Origin of the sequence: Rhizobium cerradonense, assembly GCF_030182455.1 — a bacterium.
In the GTDB taxonomy this organism is placed as follows: domain Bacteria; phylum Pseudomonadota; class Alphaproteobacteria; order Rhizobiales; family Rhizobiaceae; genus Rhizobium.
In genome coordinates this window covers 60,019-78,271 of the sequence record NZ_JAQJCK010000016.1, presented here as the reverse complement: position 1 = coordinate 78,271, position 18,253 = coordinate 60,019, and the positions used below count along the sequence as shown (strand labels likewise).

At 60.7% G+C, this 18,253-nt stretch carries 15 protein-coding genes; 14 read left to right on the top strand and 1 reads right to left on the bottom strand.

The features are described 5' to 3' along the window. The 13 genes from PH547_RS26765 to PH547_RS26705 all read left to right on the top strand — a co-directional run bounded on the left by PH547_RS26765 (nucleotide 1) and on the right by PH547_RS26705 (nucleotide 15,747). Nucleotides 1–819 (top strand): urea amidolyase associated protein UAAP1, encoded by an 819-nt coding sequence (locus tag PH547_RS26765; RefSeq protein WP_285169898.1) that lies wholly within the window; start codon nucleotides 1–3, stop codon nucleotides 817–819. A 17-nt stretch (nucleotides 820–836) separates the two neighbouring features. Next, nucleotides 837–1,487: an urea amidolyase associated protein UAAP2 gene (locus PH547_RS26760; protein WP_285169897.1), complete on the top strand. Its 651-nt coding sequence runs from the start codon at nucleotides 837–839 to the stop codon at nucleotides 1,485–1,487. A 1-nt stretch (nucleotide 1,488) separates the two neighbouring features. Beyond that, on the top strand, nucleotides 1,489–5,025 hold the full coding sequence (gene uca, locus PH547_RS26755; protein ID WP_285169896.1) for an urea carboxylase: 3,537 nt from the start codon (nucleotides 1,489–1,491) through the stop codon (nucleotides 5,023–5,025). Next, nucleotides 5,025–6,836: an allophanate hydrolase gene (gene atzF, locus PH547_RS26750; protein WP_285169895.1), complete on the top strand. Its 1,812-nt coding sequence runs from the start codon at nucleotides 5,025–5,027 to the stop codon at nucleotides 6,834–6,836. The genes uca and atzF overlap by 1 nt, the downstream gene beginning before the upstream one ends. 339 nt (nucleotides 6,837–7,175) lie before the next feature. After that, on the top strand, nucleotides 7,176–7,427 hold the full coding sequence (locus PH547_RS26745) for an acylphosphatase (protein WP_285169894.1): 252 nt from the start codon (nucleotides 7,176–7,178) through the stop codon (nucleotides 7,425–7,427). 138 nt (nucleotides 7,428–7,565) lie between these two features. After that, the gene (locus tag PH547_RS26740) at nucleotides 7,566–8,210 is read left to right on the top strand and encodes a Rieske 2Fe-2S domain-containing protein (RefSeq protein WP_285169893.1); all 645 of its coding nucleotides are present in this window, start codon (nucleotides 7,566–7,568) and stop codon (nucleotides 8,208–8,210) included. Further along, complete coding sequence (locus PH547_RS26735) at nucleotides 8,207–9,052, top strand: aromatic ring-hydroxylating oxygenase subunit alpha (RefSeq protein ID WP_285169892.1); 846 nt, start codon at nucleotides 8,207–8,209, stop codon at nucleotides 9,050–9,052. The genes PH547_RS26740 and PH547_RS26735 overlap by 4 nt, the downstream gene beginning before the upstream one ends. After that, nucleotides 9,049–9,702: a glutathione S-transferase family protein gene (locus PH547_RS26730; protein ID WP_285169891.1), complete on the top strand. Its 654-nt coding sequence runs from the start codon at nucleotides 9,049–9,051 to the stop codon at nucleotides 9,700–9,702. The genes PH547_RS26735 and PH547_RS26730 overlap by 4 nt, the downstream gene beginning before the upstream one ends. A gap of 7 nt (nucleotides 9,703–9,709) precedes the next feature. Continuing rightward, nucleotides 9,710–11,089: an amidohydrolase gene (locus tag PH547_RS26725; protein ID WP_285169890.1), complete on the top strand. Its 1,380-nt coding sequence runs from the start codon at nucleotides 9,710–9,712 to the stop codon at nucleotides 11,087–11,089. Between the two features lie 21 nt (nucleotides 11,090–11,110). Beyond that, nucleotides 11,111–12,211 (top strand): BMP family ABC transporter substrate-binding protein, encoded by a 1,101-nt coding sequence (locus PH547_RS26720; protein ID WP_285169889.1) that lies wholly within the window; start codon nucleotides 11,111–11,113, stop codon nucleotides 12,209–12,211. Between the two features lie 7 nt (nucleotides 12,212–12,218). Then, the gene (locus PH547_RS26715) at nucleotides 12,219–13,742 is read left to right on the top strand and encodes an ABC transporter ATP-binding protein (protein WP_285169888.1); all 1,524 of its coding nucleotides are present in this window, start codon (nucleotides 12,219–12,221) and stop codon (nucleotides 13,740–13,742) included. Beyond that, nucleotides 13,739–14,839 carry an ABC transporter permease gene (locus PH547_RS26710; protein ID WP_285169887.1) on the top strand — a complete coding sequence of 367 codons (1,101 nt, stop codon included), beginning with the start codon at nucleotides 13,739–13,741 and terminating at the stop codon, nucleotides 14,837–14,839. The genes PH547_RS26715 and PH547_RS26710 overlap by 4 nt, the downstream gene beginning before the upstream one ends. Next, complete coding sequence (locus PH547_RS26705) at nucleotides 14,836–15,747, top strand: ABC transporter permease (protein ID WP_285169886.1); 912 nt, start codon at nucleotides 14,836–14,838, stop codon at nucleotides 15,745–15,747. The genes PH547_RS26710 and PH547_RS26705 overlap by 4 nt, the downstream gene beginning before the upstream one ends. Before the next feature lie 299 nt (nucleotides 15,748–16,046). Here PH547_RS26705 and PH547_RS26700 read toward each other — a convergent pair whose 3' ends face one another. Beyond that, nucleotides 16,047–16,979: a LysR family transcriptional regulator gene (locus PH547_RS26700; protein WP_285169885.1), complete on the bottom strand. Its 933-nt coding sequence runs from the start codon at nucleotides 16,977–16,979 to the stop codon at nucleotides 16,047–16,049. A 98-nt stretch (nucleotides 16,980–17,077) separates the two neighbouring features. On the opposite strand from PH547_RS26700, the gene PH547_RS26695 reads away from it, so the two are divergent. Beyond that, nucleotides 17,078–18,253, top strand: a complete 1,176-nt coding sequence (locus PH547_RS26695) for an acyl-CoA dehydrogenase (RefSeq protein ID WP_285169884.1) — start codon at nucleotides 17,078–17,080, stop codon at nucleotides 18,251–18,253.

Here is an 18,253-nt window from a genome sequence, read left to right as displayed (position 1 = left end):
ATGCAGCACGTCAGACGTTCGCCGGAAGAAATCGCCGCCAACCGCGCCCGTTATGAAAAACATCAGAGAAAGGGTCTGGAATTCGCACCCAAGGCCTTGCCGACCCCGAGCCCCCTGCCCGCCCCGCCGATCGATGCGGCTTTGATCGTCCATCAGGAAGTCATACCCGGCGGCTGGTACTGGTCGACACGCGTCAAGCGCGGTGAGACGCTGCGCATTGCCCAGGAACAGGGCTTCTCGACCATCTCGCTCGCCGCCTGGAATGCGGCCGATACGAGCGAGCGGCTGAATCTGCCCGATACGGTGAAGATGCAATGGACCACCGCCCTTTCGAAAGGCCGGGTGATCTTCTCCGACATGGGACGCGTGATGTTCTCCATCACCGAGGATTCTTCCGGCGCACATGATTGCCTGATGGGCAGCTCGACTGCCGCCTCAAACCTGGCGAAATACGGCGAAGGCACCCGCAACAGCCGCGACAATTTCATCAAACTTGCGACCAAGGCCGGATTGGACAAGCGCGACATTCCCGCCGTGCTCGCTCTCTTTGCTCCCGTTCGCGTTGATGTGGACGGCAAGTTCGCATGGCAGTCGGAGCTGCCGCATGACGGTGACTATGTCGAGCTGCGCGCCGAGATGGATATGATTGTCGGCTTTTCCAATTGCCCTCATCCACTCGATCCGAGCCCGACATACGCACCGAAGCCGGTGACCGTGACGCGGCTGGCTGTCCGGCCCACCAGTTCCGACGACCTGTGCCGCACCGCCACCGCCGAGGCCGTACGCGGCTTCGAGAACAACGCATCCGCCGACCTGTGAGCAGTGGAGAGACGATCATGACCGACTTTATCCAGACCGCTCCGTTCCGCACGCTCGAGAACGCCGTGCAGGATCACTTGATTGCCGCAGAAGCGCCGTTCTCGACGGTGGTTCGGAAAGGCCAGACATTGCGCATCGAGGATAGCTATGGCCAGCAGGCGATCGACACGCTGTTCTACAACGCAGAAGATCATTCCGAACGCTATTCCAGCCAAGACACCATGCGCGAGCAGGGTGCGGCCTATGTCACAACGGGCACCGAGATCATGTCCAACGAAGGTCGCGTCATGTTGAGGATGACGGCCGACAGTTGCGGACGTCACGACACTTCAGCCGGCGCATGCTCCTGCGAGAGCAACACGGTGCGCTTCGGCCACGGCACCAGATATCTCCATGCCTGCCGGGACAATTTCGTTCTGGAGGTCGCAAAACATGGCATGGGCAAGCGCGACGTCGTGCCCAACATCAACTTCTTCATGAATGTGCCGATCGAGCCGACCGGCGAGATGACCATCGTCGACGGCATCTCCGCACCGGGCGACTATGTCGAGCTCAAGGCCGAGATGGACGTGCTGATCGTCATTTCCAATTGCCCGCAAATCAACAATCCCTGCAACGGCTTCGATCCGACGCCGATCCGCGTCCTCGTCTGGGACGATGAGGCTTGAGATGTTCAGGAAGATATTGATCGCCAATCGCGGCGAAATCGCTGTCCGGATCATCCGGACGCTGAGGCGCATGGGCATCGCGTCCGTCGTCGTCTATTCGGACGCCGATCGCTTCGCCAAGGCATCGCTGATGGCCGACGAGGCCGTCAGGCTCGGTCCGGCGCCGGTCGCCGAAAGCTATCTCGATGTCGACGCCGTCATTGCGGCTTGCAAGGCTACCGGCGCAGAAGCCGTGCATCCCGGCTACGGTTTCCTTTCGGAAAACATCGGCTTTGCCAAGCGGCTGGCGCAGGAGGGCATCGCCTTCATCGGCCCGACGCCGGATAATATCGCCGCCTTCGGGCTCAAGCACACGGCCCGCGAATTGGCGCGCGCAAGCGGCGTACCGCTGCTACCGGGCAGCGGTCTCGTCGAGACGGGCGACGCAGCGCTCGCTGCGGCGGTTGAGATCGGATATCCGGTCATGCTGAAATCGACGGCCGGCGGCGGCGGCATCGGCATGCAGCTTTGTGAGGATGCCGATAGTCTTAAGGCCGCCTTCGAAAGCGTGCAGCGCACGGCCAAGGCCAGTTTCGGCGATGCGCGCGTCTATCTCGAACGCTTCGTATCGAAGGCACGGCACGTCGAGGTCCAGATCTTCGGCGACGGCAAGGGCCGCGTGATCGCGCTCGGCGAACGCGATTGCTCGTTGCAGCGCCGGAATCAGAAGGTGATTGAGGAGACGCCCGCTCCCGGTCTTTCGCCTGAGATACGCGAGCGCCTGCATGCCGCGGCCGTGGCGCTTGGCTCTTCCGCGCACTACCAGTCCGCCGGAACCGTGGAGTTCATCTATGATCCTGCCCTCGAGGAATTCTATTTCCTCGAGGTCAATACCCGCCTGCAGGTCGAGCACCCGGTTACGGAAGCCGTCTACGACATTGATCTTGTCGAATGGATGATCCGTCAAGCTGCCGGCGAGGATATCATTTCCGGCGGCGAAACCCTCGCCCCTAAAGGCGTGGCGATCGAAGCGCGCCTCTATGCAGAGATGCCGCATGCCGGCTTCCGGCCGAGCGCCGGCCTGCTGACGGAGGTCGTCTTTCCGGCGGGCGTGCGCGTCGACGGCTGGATTGAGACAGGCACCGAAGTCACCCCTTTCTACGATCCGATGCTTGCCAAGGTGATCGTGGCAGCCGAGGACCGGCCGGCCGCGATCGAGAAGCTGAAGCGCGCGCTGGCGGAAAGCTCCATCTCCGGCATCGAGACCAATCTGCAATATCTCCAGGCCATAGCAGGATCCAAGCTGCTGGCGAGCGGCGACGTGGCGACGACGGCGCTCAGGGACTTTCCTTTCGTGCCCGATGTGATCGAGGTGCTGGCGCCGGGTGCGCAGTCGAGCATTCAGGAACTGCCCGGCCGGCTCGGCCTCTGGCATGTCGGCGTGCCGCCGAGCGGCCCGATGGACCAGCGCTCGTTTCGTCATGCAAACAGGCTCGTCGGCAATGCTGACGAAACCGCGGCGCTGGAACTTACTGTTTCCGGGCCGGTGCTTAAATTCTTTTCCGACATTACGATCGCGCTCGCAGGCGCCTGCATGCCGATGACCCTCGACGGCGTACTGCTGCCACATGGCGAAGCCGTCAGTGCGTGGGCGGGGCAGACACTGGCCGTTGGTGCGATAGAGGGGCCGGGCCAGCGGTCTTACCTCGCCGTTGCCGGCGGCTTTTCCGCGCCGGTCATGCTCGGCTCCAGGGCGACCTTCGGCCTCGGACGGTTCGGGGGCCATGCCACCGGCACGCTCCAGACCGGCCATGTTCTGAGGCTGGCACGCACGCCACAGCAGCAAACGGAGGCGGCAGGCCGGCCCGCCCCTTTGACCCGAGCCTGGGAGGTCGGTGTCCTCTACGGCCCGCACGGTGCGCCCGACTTCTTTCTCGAAAACGATATCGAAACGTTGTTCTCGACCGAATACGAGGTGCACTTCAACAGCGCCCGCACCGGCGTGCGCCTGATCGGTCCTGCGCCAAAATGGGCACGCAGCGACGGTGGTGAAGCCGGCCTTCATCCCTCCAACCTGCATGACAATGCCTATGCGATCGGCGCGATCGACTTTACCGGCGACATGCCGATCATTCTCGGCCCCGATGGTCCGAGCCTCGGTGGGTTCGTCTGCCCCGCCGTCATCGCTCGCGACGAGCAATGGAAGATGGGCCAGTTCAAGCCCGGTGACAAAATCCGGTTTCGTCCTGCTGAACGTGCAGAAGACCCCATCGCCGGTCCGAGGCTGCAGCGCCTCGGCGATGCAGCAGGGTCGGGGATCGTCGGCCAGAGCCAAGAAAGACCCGTGCCCGTCGTCTATCGCCGCCAGGGCGACGACAATCTGCTGGTCGAATATGGGGCGATGACGCTTGATATCGCGCTGCGTCTGCGCGTGCAGCTTTTGATGCAGGCGATCGTCCAGGCTCGCCTGCCGGGCATCATCGATCTGACGCCCGGCATCCGCTCGCTGCAGATCCATTACGATGGCACGACCTTGACCCGCAAACGCCTGCTCGGCCTGCTCACCGAGATCGAGGCGGGCTTGCCGGCCGCGCAGGATATCAAGGTCCCCAGCCGCATCGTGCACCTGCCGCTGTCCTGGAACGATCCGGATGCCGAGCTTGCCATGCGCAAATATCAGGAACTGGTGCGCCCGAACGCGCCCTGGTGCCCTTCCAATATCGAGTTCATCCGTCGTATCAACGGCCTGCCGGATGAACAGGCGGTGCGCGACGTCGTCTTCAATGCCAGCTATCTGGTGCTCGGCCTCGGCGATGTCTATCTCGGCGCGCCGGTCGCAACCCCGGTCGACCCGCGCCATCGGCTGGTGACGACGAAATACAATCCAGCTCGTACCTGGACGCCGGAAAACGCCGTCGGCATCGGCGGCGCCTATATGTGCATCTACGGCATGGAGGGGCCTGGCGGCTACCAGCTTTTCGGCCGCACCATCCAGGTCTGGAACAGTTGGCGGCAGACTGCGGTCTTCGCCAAGGACAAGCCATGGCTGCTCGACTTCTTCGATCAGATCCGCTTCTTCCCCGTCAGTCACAAAGAGCTGACAGAAGCCCGCGCCGCCTTCCCACACGGGGGTTATCCGGTCAGGATAGAGGAGACCGAATTCTCCTATGCCGCCTATGAAGCCGGGCTTGTCCGCGAAGTCGCCGCGATAGGCGCCTTCAAATCAGGGCAGCAGGCGGCTTTCGAAGCGGAACGGCAACGGTGGAAGGAACTCGGTCTCGACAGCTTCACCGTCGAGGAAGGCGCAGGCGCCGGCCTCGACGGCGACATACCGGAGGGTTGCTTCGGGATAGAAAGCGCCGTGCCCGGCAACGTCTGGAAGATACTGGTCGAAGAAGGCCAGCCAGTGGCTGCCGGCGACACATTGGCAATCATCGAATCGATGAAGATGGAAATCAACGTAACCGCACATGCCGCCGGACGCGTCCGCGATCTGCGCGCCGGCCCTGGGCGCAATGTCAAAGCCGGCGATGTGCTGGTCATTCTGGAGGAAATCTGATGCTTCCCACCATTCTCGATCTTGCTTCGCTGAGGCACGCTTATGCGGCCGGCCTGTCGCCGCTCCAGCTAATGGAAGAGATCATCGCAAGATGCAGGGCATCGGACGATCCGGCCATCTTCATCACGATGACGCCCGAGGACGACTTGCGAGCTGCGGCCCGTGAACTGGTGGCGCGTGCGCCAGAATCCAACAGCCTGCCGCTCTGGGGCATTCCCTTCGCGGTCAAGGACAATATCGACGTAGCGGGCTTGCCGACAACGGCCGCCTGCCCGGCCTTCGCCTATCACCCGCAGGCGGATGCGACGACAGTCGCGCGATTGAGGGCTGCCGGCGCCATCGTGATCGGCAAGACCAATCTCGATCAGTTCGCGACCGGACTGAACGGCACGCGCTCGCCGCATGGCGCGCCGCGCTCAGTGTTTGATCGCAATTACGTCTCCGGCGGCTCCAGCTCAGGCTCGGCGGTCGCCGTTGCGGCAGGTCTCGCGAGCTTTTCGCTCGGCACCGACACCGCCGGTTCGGGGCGCGTGCCGGCAGCATTCAACAATCTTGTCGGCATCAAGCCAACGCCGGGGTTAGTGCCCAATGTCGGCGTGGTGCCCGCCTGCCGCAGCGTCGACGTCGTCACTATCTTTGCCGCGACTGTGGGCGACGGCATTGCCATCCGCAAGATCATGGAAGGCTACGACGCCCGCGATCCGTTCTCGCGGCAAGCCGCTCCAGCAAGCTTGCCGTCGACACGCCCGCGTATCGGCGTTCTCGACGCTGCGGAACGGGAGTTCTACGGCAACAAGGATGTGGAGGCGCTTTATGACGCCGCCATCGAACGGGCGCGATCGCTGGGCGCTGTGATCGTGCCCTTCGACTACGCTCCTTTCCGGCAAGCGGCCGAACTGCTCTATAACGGCCCCTGGGTCGCCGAGCGGCTGGCGGCGGTCAAGGAGTTCCTGGCGACGAATGGCGACGACTTCGATCCGACGGTGCGCGCCATCATCGAAGGGGCAAAAGCCTACGACGCAGTCGACGCCTTCGAAGGCCGGTACAAGCTGGAAGCATTGCGGCAGAAAACCAAGGCCGAATGGGAGAAGGTGGATTTCCTGATGCTGCCGACGTCCCCCACCACTTACACGGTCGAAGAGATGCAAGCGGACCCGATCGTCAGGAACAGCCACTTTGGCCGCTATACCAACTTCGCCAACCTGCTCGATTGCGCGGCGATTGCCATTCCCGCCGGATTTGACGCCGACGGCCATCTGCCCGCAGGTGTGATGCTGGTGGGACCCGCCTTCACCGACGATGCGCTGGCCCCCTTCGCCGATGCCATGCATCGAGCGCTGGATACCGGAATGGGCAAGGACCGCAAAGCCGCGCTGCCGGAGGCAAGCCGCGTAGCGCCTTCGGCCGACGACTTCGTGCCGATCGTGGTGGTCGGCGCGCATCTGACGGATATGCCTCTGAACCACGAGCTGACGCGACCGGGCGGATATAAATTGAGGAGCGGACGGACGGACGGCAGCTACCGGCTCTTTGCCCTCCCCGGCACGATCCCGCCCAAGCCGGGGCTGCTGCGCGATCCCGGCTTTACGGGTAACGGCGTGGAGGTCGAAGTCTGGGCCTTGCCACCTGCGGCATTCGCCCGTTTCGTCCAGAACATTCCGGCGCCACTTGGCGTCGGCAAAGTCACGCTCAATGACGGCAGTTCCGTCACCGGTTTTCTCTGCGAGGCTCATGCGGTCACCGGCGGTCGTGAGATTACCGAGTTCGGCGGCTGGCGCAATTATATCCGCGCCTCCGGCCCGACAGTGTGAGCAAGGAGGGGCGGAATGCGAAAACTTCTGTCAATGGCAGCGCAGCTCGTTCTCAGAGGCCTGATCGCCAGGACCTGGGCGATTGGCGGCCGCTGCGCAGCCAGACATGGTGCTCGCTTGCGAGAGGCTCACACGGGAGATCCTTGACCGTCTGTCGCCATTGCTGCAGTCCACCTTGAAAGGATACGAGCTGGCGCGCAGCCCGACGGTTGACGAGGTCATGCCTCGAACGCGCCAGACGTTCCTCTTTTCGCAAACTCTTCAAGCAGCTATTCTACCAGCCTGATATCAAGCAAGGGCCATTTGCAGATGCCACGACAGGGTGAGTTTCGAGAACACATGACCATCCTTGGCGACGTCAACTCGAGCTCATTCGTCCCGTGGATCCAACGCCACGCCAATAAGCTTGGACTTTCGCAGACATTCTTCCATTTTGGCGCAGATAGGATCGAGCTTGAGGTTGCCGGCCCCGTGGAATTAATCGATATGCTGGAAATGGGCTGTTCACTCGGTCCTTTCGACGTCTGGGTCGAGGAGATCCAGCGCAGAGTCATTGAGCGCCCCGAAATATCGCGTCTTAGCAATCCCTGATTTTCTGCCTTTTATTTAATCAATGTTGCCAATGCGAATTATTTATGCAAGCTTCCGGGGGCTGAGGGGATGCAGGGATCGGCGCCTGCCTATGACCGGTGGCGCTAAGTCATTGGTAAAATTAAGAGAGTTAAGGCTATGCCATTTGATGGGGCCGGATCTTGGGCGCCAGTTGCCCTTTCCTCTGATCTGCCACCAGGAACGGTCATACCGGCCTGGTCGTCGGCCGGCTCAATTGCCCTGTGGCGCAGCCAGTCGGGCCGCGTAACCGCATCCGCAGATCGCTGTCCACATCGCGGAATGCGATTGTCGCATGGTTTTGTCCGTGGTGAGGCGCTGTCCTGCATCTATCACGGATGGAGCTATTCCCCGTCGGGCGGATGCATTCGCATTCCGGCTCATCCCGATCTGGTCCCTCCGGAAACCATCCGTGTCGCTGTCCAGCGGGTCGAAGAATCGGGCGGTATTTTATGGATAGCCGCCGGACAACCGGCGACACAGCCCCCACGCTTCGACAAGCTCATACCGTTGCGCTCGCTAACAATGGAAGCGGATGTTGCGGCAATCGAGATCGTAGCAGGAGCAAAGACCGACGCAAACGGGCTGATCCACCTGCCTGATTTCCCCTGGATCGTGCTGCTGCTCGCGCGCCAGGGTAAGCATACGCTCCTTCATCTCATGATCGAACAGGACCGCAGCCCGACAAACCGTCTGACGGCTTCCCGTATTGCCGAATCTCTCCGCCGCCGGGCGGAAGAACGCCAAAGGGAGAATGCGGAATGACAGGCGGCGCGATGATCGACGAATGGTATCCGGTCGGCCTTTTCAGCCAGCTCAGCGAAAAGGGAAGCAAGACCTGTCTGATGGGCGAGGCGATCGAAGTCATGCGCGATCGCGACGGGAATGCGCGGGTGGTGACCGACAATGGACGCTCCCTTCCCGTCCGCGTCCGGTACGGCCATGTCTGGTCCTCCCTCGGAAAGCCGGACAGGGAGCTATTCGCCATTCCGGAAGCCGATCAGCCAGGCCGCCGCTTCGTCGATGTCGGTGTAGTCCGCGTGCGCTGTTCACCGCTTCGTGCCGTGGAGAACTTTCTCGACATCGCGCATTTTCCCTTCGTTCACACCGATATCCTCGGTGCAGAACCGCATACGGAGGTCGAAAATTACAAGGTCGAGATCCGCGAGAGTGAGGATGAAGTCTGGGCAACGCAGGTGAAGTTCTACCAGCCGCAGGCGGCAAAATCGGCGTCCGGCGGCATTACGACCGAATATATGTACCGCGTGCCGGCACCGACCTGTTCAGTGCTCTATAAGACGTGCCCTCCGCGACCGGGCGAATGGGACGTCATCACCTTGTTCGTGCAGCCTCTTGCGGAAGACCTTTGCGACGTATGGCCATGGATGGCTCTCTTCGACGACGATACACCGATGACCGATCTCATCCACTTTCAGCAGACGATCTTCCTGCAGGATCGCTCGATCCTCGAAAACCAGATACCCACGCTTCTTCCGCTTGATCCGGGCATGGAAATTCCGACAAGGGCCGACCTCACCTCGGTCGCCTATAGGCGATGGCTCAAGCGCCATAACTATACCTACGGCGCACAGTTGGTCGCACAATGAAACTCTACGACTACATTTTATCGCCAAGCTGCTACAAAGTACGTCTGATGGCCGCACTCTTGGGCATCAAGCTCGAAATCCGGCCAGTCGATTTCCATCCCGGTGCGGAGCATCGCGGACCGGAGCTTCTGGCGCTCAATCCGGCGGGGTCTATTCCAATCCTCGAGGATGGCGATCTTGTGCTCACCGAGTCCACAGCAATGCTCGCCTATCTCGCTGCCAGTGGTGCGCCGGAATGGCTGGGCCATAGTTCGCCGCAGGAGACGGCGCGCGTGCAGCAATGGCTCTCCTTTTCGCATCGCCTGACCGCAAACCTTGGAGGCGCGCGGCTCCACGAAATGCTGCTGCGACCGGGAGATATCAAGGCATTGCAGGCTCAGGGGATTGCGGCCCTGCGCGAGCTGGAGGCTGGCCTCTTCGAACAGGGCGAGCGCGGAATGCGGTTCCTTGCGGCAAGCCAGCCGACGATCGCAGACATCGCCTGCTTTCCCTATGTGGCGCTTGCACCCGACGGCGGCGTCTCGCTCGATCCCTATCCCTTGATCCGGCTCTGGTTGCGCGCCATCCGCAGCCTGCCCGGTTTCATCGAAATGCCCGGCATTCACCGCCTGCACGAGCTGAAACCCGATCCGCATCCGGCTGGGGAGTAATGATGGAATGACCGGCTATCTTCTGAAGAATTGTGCGGCTGTTATCATCGACGAGGGCAACGGGCCGAGCGTGCGCCGGAATGTCGACCTGCTCACCAGGGGTCCAGCGATCCAGGCGATCGGGGAGAACCTGTCGCTGAACGCCTTGCCCGAGGGCATCGTTGCGCAGGACGCCTCCGGCTGGTTCGTCTATCCGGGGCTCGTCAATACGCATCACCACTTCTTTCAGTGCTTCGTGCGCAATCGGGCCGACCTCGACTGGACGAAGCTTTCCGTCATCGAATGGCTCGACCGGATCTATCCGATCTTCTCTCGACTGACGGAGGACTGCTTCTATCACGCTTCGGTCACTGCAATGGCCGAGATGATCAAGCATGGGTGCACCACCGCATTCGACCATCAATATTGCTTTCCCCGCCATGCGGGAAAGCGCCTGATCGATCGTCAGTTCGAGGCGGCCGAACTTCTGGGCATGCGCTTTCACGCAGGCCGCGGCGGCAATACCCTGCCGAAATCCGAGGGGTCGACGATCCCGGATGCCATGCTCGAAACCACCGATGAATTCATCTCCGATTGCGCGCGGCTGATCGATAGCTATCACGATGCCAGCCCCTTCAGCATGCGCCAGGTGGTGGTCGCCCCCTGCCAGCCAGTCAATTGCTATCGCGAAACCTTCGTCGAGTCGGTCGCGCTGGCGCGAGATCGCGGCGTGCAGTTGCACACGCATGTCGGCGAGGGCGAAAGCCCCGTCATCAAAGCGCGGCATGGAATGCGCACGGTCGACTACTGCGCCGAATTGGGTTTTGCCGGCCCCGACACATTCTATGCTCATTGCTGGGAACTGACGCACGACGAATTACACAAAATGGCAGCGAGCGGCACGGGCGTCTCCCATTGCCCCGAGCCGGTTTACCTGGTCGGCGCCGAAGTGACCGACATCCCGGCGATGCAGGCCTTCGGATTACGTATCGGTCTTGGTTGCGACGGAGCGGCATCGAACGACAACTCAAACCTGATGCATTGCATCCATTCCGCCTACATGCTGCAGTGCCTGACAGCCTCGACGCGTCAGCATGCCGCCCCCGCCCCGCTTGACTTTCTCCAGTACGCGACAGGCGGAGGCGCGAGCCTGCTGGGGCGCACGGATATCGGGCGTCTTGCCCCGGGCATGGCGGCCGACCTCTTCGCAATCGACACGCGACGGATGGACTATGTCGGGACGCGGCATGACCCGCTGAGCCTCATTGCCAAGGTCGGGATCGGCATGCCGACGGATATGACCATGATCAACGGACGCATTGTCTGGCAGGGCGGTGAATTCACCGGACTGGATGAGGCCGCACTGTTTGCGGCGGCCGAGGCAACACTTGCAACAGTAGAATTCTGAAAACGAAAAAGGGGAACTGGGATGCAGAAGAATCTGACCCGCAGAACATTGATGAAGAGCGCGGCCGTCGCAGGCCTCGCAACGGCCTTCACCGGTCGCTCCGCCTTTGCCGCCGACGAACCGCTCGGCATCACGCTCGTCGTGCCCTCGCCGATCGGCGATGTCGGCTGGGGGCATGCGCTGGCTGCCGGCCTTGATCCGATCAAGGCCGCCTATGGCGACAAGGTCAAGGTGACCGTGATTGAGAACATCGCGGAAGGCCCGGATGCCGACCGCATCATGAACAAGACGGTCGCCGACGGAAATCACTTCCTGATCGCCGGCTCGTTCGGCTATCAGAACGGCGCGCTTCAGATTGCCCGCCGCAACCCCAAGGTTACCGTCCTGCATGCCTCCGGCTTCCAGGTCGCACCGAATTTCTCACCCTTTGCCGCCAAGTATTTTCAAGGGACCTACCTGCTTGGCATGGCGGCGGCCGCTGTCTCCAAGACGGGCAAGCTTGGTTCTGTTTCCGCCTTTGCCATTCCCGAATTGATCACCTCCATCAACGCTTTCACGCTGGGAGCGCAGGCCGTGAAGCCGGACATCGAGGTATCGGTCGTTTGGGTCAATTCCTGGTTCGATCCGGCCAAGGAGCAGGAAGCAGCCAAGGCATTGATCTCGCAGGGCTGCGACGTGATATTCTCGAATGCCCAGGATACGCCCTCGGTCATTTCCGCCTGCGAGCAAGCGGGTGTCTACGCCTTCAATCTGAACTCCTCGATGAAGAAATATGCGCCGAAAACCTATCTCGGCTGCATCTCCACGGACTGGTCACCCTTCTTCAAGGCATCGGTCGATGCCCATCTCGCCGGTACCTTCAAAGGTGCCAACGCGTTCCTCGGCGTCGCCGACAAGGTCGTCGAAGTCGTCGACTGGAGCCCGGCGATCCCGGCAGACACCATGGCGAAGATCAGGGAGATTGAAGCGAAGATCGCCAGCGGCGGCTTTTCCCCGTTCGCCGGCCCGATTACCAAGGCAGACGGCAGCGAAGGAGCGGCCTCGGGCGCAACCTTGACGGATGCCCAGATCGTCGCGATGGACTGGCATGTCAAAGGTGTGAAGACGCCTTTGCCGAAGTAAGTCAATCATGACCATCCCGCTGCTGTCGCTGCGCGGCATCTCCAAAAGCTACGGCCAGACCCATGCCAACCAGCATATCGATCTGGACGTAGTCCCCGGCTCGATCCATGCCATCCTTGGAGAGAACGGCGCCGGCAAATCGACCCTGATGAAGTTGATCTACGGCGTCGAACAACCGGACGACGGGACTGTTGCCTGGCATGGACACCCCCTCAGCCTTGCCTCCCCCGCGGAGGCGAGGCGCACCGGCATCGGGATGGTCTTTCAGCATTTCTCGCTGTTCGAGAGTCTCACGGTTGTCGAAAACATCCGGCTGATCGTGTCAGGCCGAACGGCCGAACTTGCGAAGCGCATCCGCACATTGGGGGATGAATTCGGACTTGAAGTCGATCCGCTGGCCCACGTGCATGAACTGTCGGTCGGCGAGCGGCAGCGGGTGGAAATCATCCGATGCCTGATGACCGATCCGAAACTGCTGATCCTCGACGAGCCGACATCGGTCCTGCCGCCGCAAGCCGTCGGGAAGCTGTTCGACACGCTGCGCCGACTTCGCGACGGCGGCGTGTCGATCCTCTTCATCTCGCACAAGCTGGAGGAGATCCAGTCCCTGTGCGACCGTGCCACTATCCTGCGCGGCGGACGCGTGACCGGACATGTGGATCCGCGCGAGCACGACGCCCATGATCTCGCCCGCATGATGATCGGCCGCGATATGCCGGAGCCGATGGCCGCATTGCCGATGGCCGAGGGCGAAAAGCGCCTGGAAATCATTGGCCTCGACTACCGGCCAGGCGATCCTTTCGCAGTGCCGCTCTCCGCTGTCAGCCTGAGCGTGCGCAGCGGCGAGATTCTCGGCATTGCCGGTATTTCCGGCAATGGACAAAAGGAACTTGCCGCGCTGATTTCGGGGGAAACGACCCTGCCGCGGGACAAGCGCGACCAGATCTTCATGATGGGACGGGATGTGGGTAGCCTCGACGCCGCCAGCCGTCGAAAACTGGGCTTTGCCTTCGTCCCGGAAGACCGGCTCGGTCACGGCGCAGTTCCCGAGATGTCGCTAATGCTCAACAGCCTGCTGACAGCTCATCCCTTGAGGCTCGTGAGACATGGTCTCCTCAACAGCGCCAGGGCCACCGCCTTCGCAAACGAGTGCATCCGGGGTTATGACGTGCGCACGCCAGGCCCGGATGCGGAAGCCGGCTCACTTTCCGGCGGAAACCTGCAGAAGTTCATCGTCGGACGCGAAATCATGCTGGCGCCGAAACTGCTCTTTCTTGCACAGCCAACCTGGGGCGTAGACGTCGGCGCGGCCTCTGCCATTCGTAAGCGGCTGATCGAGCTGCGCAATCAAGGCATGGCCATTCTCGTCATATCCGAAGAGCTCGAGGAATTGTTCGAGCTCAGCGACTTCATCCAGGTCCTGTATCATGGCACGCTTAGCCCGCCGCTCGTCACACGCGATACAAAACCGGAAGAGATCGGTCGATACATGATCGGCGCACAGCCCCAACGGGAAAAGCTATCCGCATGAGCAGTTCCTTCTCCGCCGCCCTACCCACCTTCGTTCGCCGGGAACGGGCCTCGTTCACCGCGAAGTTGCTTGCGCCGCCGATCGCCCTCATCGTCACTATCGCTCTTAATTTGGGCCTCTATGTCGCCATGGGTCGTGATCCGGCAGCGGTGATCTACGCCATGTTGATCGAGCCATTTTTCTCCTGGGCGTCATTCTCCGAAGTATTGCTGAAAACCGGCCCACTGCTTCTCATCGCTCAGGGTCTGGCGATCGGCTTTCGGGCGAAGGTCTTCAACATCGGTGCCGAGGGTCAATTCATTCTCGGCGCAATCTTCGCCTCCGCCATACCCATCTGGATGCCGCAGGCGACAGGCCAATGGATCTGGCCGACGATGCTGCTGCTCGGCACCATCGGGGGTGCGGTATGGGCCTCCCTCACCGCCTTCTGGCGCGTCAGGCTCAATGCCAACGAAATTCTCGTCTCTCTGATGCTAAGCTTCGTCGCCGCACAATTGCTCAATTACCTGCTTCTCGGGCCATGGAAAGATCCGAACGGTTTCAATTTTCCTCAGTCGGTCATGTTCCAGTACGACGCCATGGTTCCGATCCTGTTCGAGGGGACGCGCGTCAATGTCTCGCTTCTCCTCGCGGTCGGCCTATCGATCGCGGCATGGATCTTCATGCAGAAAAGCTTCGCCGGGTACAAATTGCAGGTTGGCGGACTGGCTCCCCGCGCGGCAAGCTATGCCGGCTTCAAGGAGAGCCGGGCAATTTGGCTCTCGCTGATCATCGGCGGTGCGGCGGCCGGTCTTGCGGGCGCTGCCGAAGTTGCCGGCCCCCTTGGTCAGTTGCAGCGTTCCATCTCGACGGGATATGGCTACGCGGCCATCATCGTTGCCTATCTTGGCGGCCTCAATCCGATCGGCATCGTTATTTCCTCGATCGTCATGGCCGCGCTCTACATTGGCGGCGACAATGCCATGGTTTCCGCCAATCTACCCATCGCGGCCGTCCGCGTCTTCCAGGGCAGCCTGCTCCTCATCTATCTCGTCGCCGTGGCTTTCGTGCGCTATCGCATCGTATGGCGCCCCGTGTCCGCCCGGAGCGCATCATGAGCGCTGTCGAGTTCATTCTCGCGGGCATGCTGGCGGCCGCAACCCCGTTTCTGCTGGCGGCTTTAGGTGAGCTTGTCGTCGAGCGCGCCGGCGTCCTCAATCTCGGCGTCGAGGGACTAATGGCGCTTGGTGCCGTCATCGCGTTCATTGTTGTTTATCACGGGGGCGGTCATTTTCTGGCTTTCCTCGCGGCCGGTCTCGGAAGCGCTCTCCTCTCGATGATTTTTGCCGGTATCATTCTGGGGTTTAACGCAAACCAGGTCGCGGCCGGTCTTGCGCTCGGGATTCTCGGTCAGGGCCTCTCGGCGCTGTTTGGCAAAAGCTATGAAAGCCTGACCGTCACCACGCTGCCGAAGATCGCGATCCCCGGGCTTTCGGAGATTCCCGTCGTCGGCGGGCTCTTCAATCAGGATATCGTCGTCTGGATCTCCCTTGTCTTGACCTTAGGCATCTGGGCGCTGTTTGCCTACGGCAAGATTGGCCTGGTCCTGCGCGCTGTCGGTGAAAATCCGAAAGCCGCCCATGCCATTGGCTACCCCATCATCGCGATCCGTTTCGCCGCGGTTGCGTTCGGCGGCATGATGGCAGGCTTTGCCGGTGCCTACGCCGCGACGATCTACACACCGCTCTGGGCGGACGGCATGATCGCCGGTCGTGGCTGGATTGCCATTGCTCTTGTTGTCTTTGGCACCTGGCTGACATCAAGGATTTTCTTAGGCGCCTGCCTGTTTGGCGCGGTATCGCTGATGGGTCTTGCCGCCCAGGCAAGCGGGCTTGCCGTTCCCTCACAACTGCTGGCATGCCTGCCTTATCTCGTGACGATCATCGTCCTCGGCATCATCTCGGTAGATCGCCGCCTACTGAAGCTCAACGGCGTCGCCTCACTCGGCGAGCCGTTCGAGCGGTGACGATATTTGCGCCGAGGGTTGCAGGACTCGGTGTTTGCATAAGCCATGACGTTCGCCTCGCAGCGCTCTGAAGACGTCGTCGATGCCATCGCAAAAGCCTTCGAGACTCGCCGGAACTTACTATATGGATAGACAGGCTTAAAAAGTGCAAATCTATAACCTTGGTCGTTTGCTTCGGACGTTCCCCTGGTGCGGCAAGGACAGAACGACGACAAGCTGCCGCCGTGCGGTCCATCCGCTTGTGTAGGCCGAGTGCTCCCCCTCCGGCCGCCGACGGAGTCCATTTGGTTCGGGCAACCTCAATATTGGCTAGGCAATGAAGCCGATTCCAATTCACGGAATTCCGCTGTCTCTCGCAGAAGCCATTCTCGAAATGCTTTGACAGGCTTGGGAGGCTCCAGCCCTTCCGGTGACACAAGATAGTAATTGCTTCTGCTTCGCACCCGATGATGTGAGGCAACAATGAGTTGCCCGCTGTCCAATTCAGGTTTGATGAGAAAAAGAGGCATCAAGGCTACGCCGAGACCCGCTATGCAAGCTTGAGCAACACCGAGAAATTGCTCGAAACCCATATTTGCTAGCGGCTTGCCTTCAATTCCCAGGCTCGAAAACCAGTCTTCCCAAGCAAGGGGTCTCGAGCGCATTTGGAGAAGCGGTAAGCGTAGAAGATCCTGCTCCGAGACAATTGCACTGTCTTTCAAAAACGCAGGGCTGCAAACCGGTGCGACGATCTCTTCCATAAGAAACGTACATTCGCCGTTCGGCCAGTCATCGCCGCCGATGTGGATCGCCGCGTCAATGCCTTCACTTGCGAAATCAAAGACTCCGATACGCGTTGCAAAATTGAGTGTCACTTCGGGATGCTCAGAAACGAAATTTGGAATGCGAGGTAGAAGCCACCGCGTTCCGAACGTCGGTAGAATGGCAAGGTTCAGCGTTGCCGACGGCGAGCCCGTTATAGCGTGCAACGAGGCTGTTCGGATCAACGCAAGAGCCTCTTGAATCGATTTGTGGTAGACGACGCCTTGAGGCGTCAACGCCACGCCGCGCCCGCCGCGTATGAAGAGCGTCGTGTTAAGCCGCTCCTCGAGTGTCAGAATCTGGCGGCTTATCGCCGCCTGAGTCAACGTCAGCTCAACGGCGGCGGCGGAAAAGCTTCCGAGGCGGACGACGGAATCGAATGCCGCCAGAGCGGTTGTCGAGGGCAGCAGACGACGTTGTAGCGGATCCATCAGCTATAACTATACCTCATACCTCGATGAGTAAACATCGTTTCTCACCGCGCAAATTTGCTGACATCCTAGAGGAAGTCCAAATGTGAGATACGACGATGACGTTCGCCTGGAACGACCCTTTTCTCCTTGATGAACAGCTTGCGGAAGACGAGCGGATGATCCGCGACACAGCAGCGGCTTTCGCCAAAATAGAATTGCTGCCTCGCATTCAGGAGGCCTATCTTGATGAAGTTACGGATCCCGAGCTGTTTCGCCTCATGGGTCGAGCCGGGCTTCTTGGAATAACATTGCCAGAGGAATACGGCGCCGCGAATGCGAGTTATGTGGCATACGGCCTCGTTGCCCGTGAGGTCGAACGCATCGATTCCGGATACCGCTCAATGATGAGCGTGCAGTCCTCACTGGTCATATATCCAATCTTTGCCTACGGCTCGAACGATCAGAAAAAGAAATACCTGCCGGGCCTTGTTTCCGGCGACTTGATTGGCTGCTTCGGCCTGACGGAGCCGGATGCGGGATCGGACCCGGGCAGCATGAAGACTCGTGCGGAAAAGATCGAAGGCGGCTATCGTCTTCGCGGTGCGAAAATGTGGATTTCCAATTCGCCAATCGCCGATGTTTTCGTCGTGTGGGCGAAATCCGAAGCCCATAACAATGAGATCCGCGGCTTCGTGCTCGAAAAAGGCATGAAGGGCCTTTCGGCTCCGAAGATCGGCGGCAAACTGAGCCTGCGTGCCTCGATCACCGGCGAGATCGTCATGGACGGCGTCGAGGTCACAGAGGACGCACTGCTTCCGAATGTCTCAGGCCTCAAAGGCCCCTTCGGGTGCCTTAATCGAGCGCGATATGGCATCTCATGGGGCGTCATGGGTGCGGCGGAGGACTGCTGGATTCGCACCGTGCAATACGGCCTTGATCGCAAGCAGTTTGGCAAGCCGCTTGCAGGTATGCAGCTCTATCAGAAGAAGCTCGCCGATATGCAAACGGAGATCGCACTCGGGCTTCAGGCATCGCTGCGTGTCGGACGGCTCCTCGACGATCATAAGATGGCGCCGGAAATGATTTCCATCGTCAAGCGTAACAATTGCGGCAAGGCCCTCGATATCGCTCGGCAAGCCCGCGACATGCACGGCGGCAACGGCATTCAGATCGAGTATCATGTCATGCGTCATGCCCAGAACCTTGAGACCGTCAATACGTACGAGGGGACACATGATGTCCATGCTCTCATCCTCGGTCGCGCTCAGACCGGCATTCAAGCCTTCTTCTGA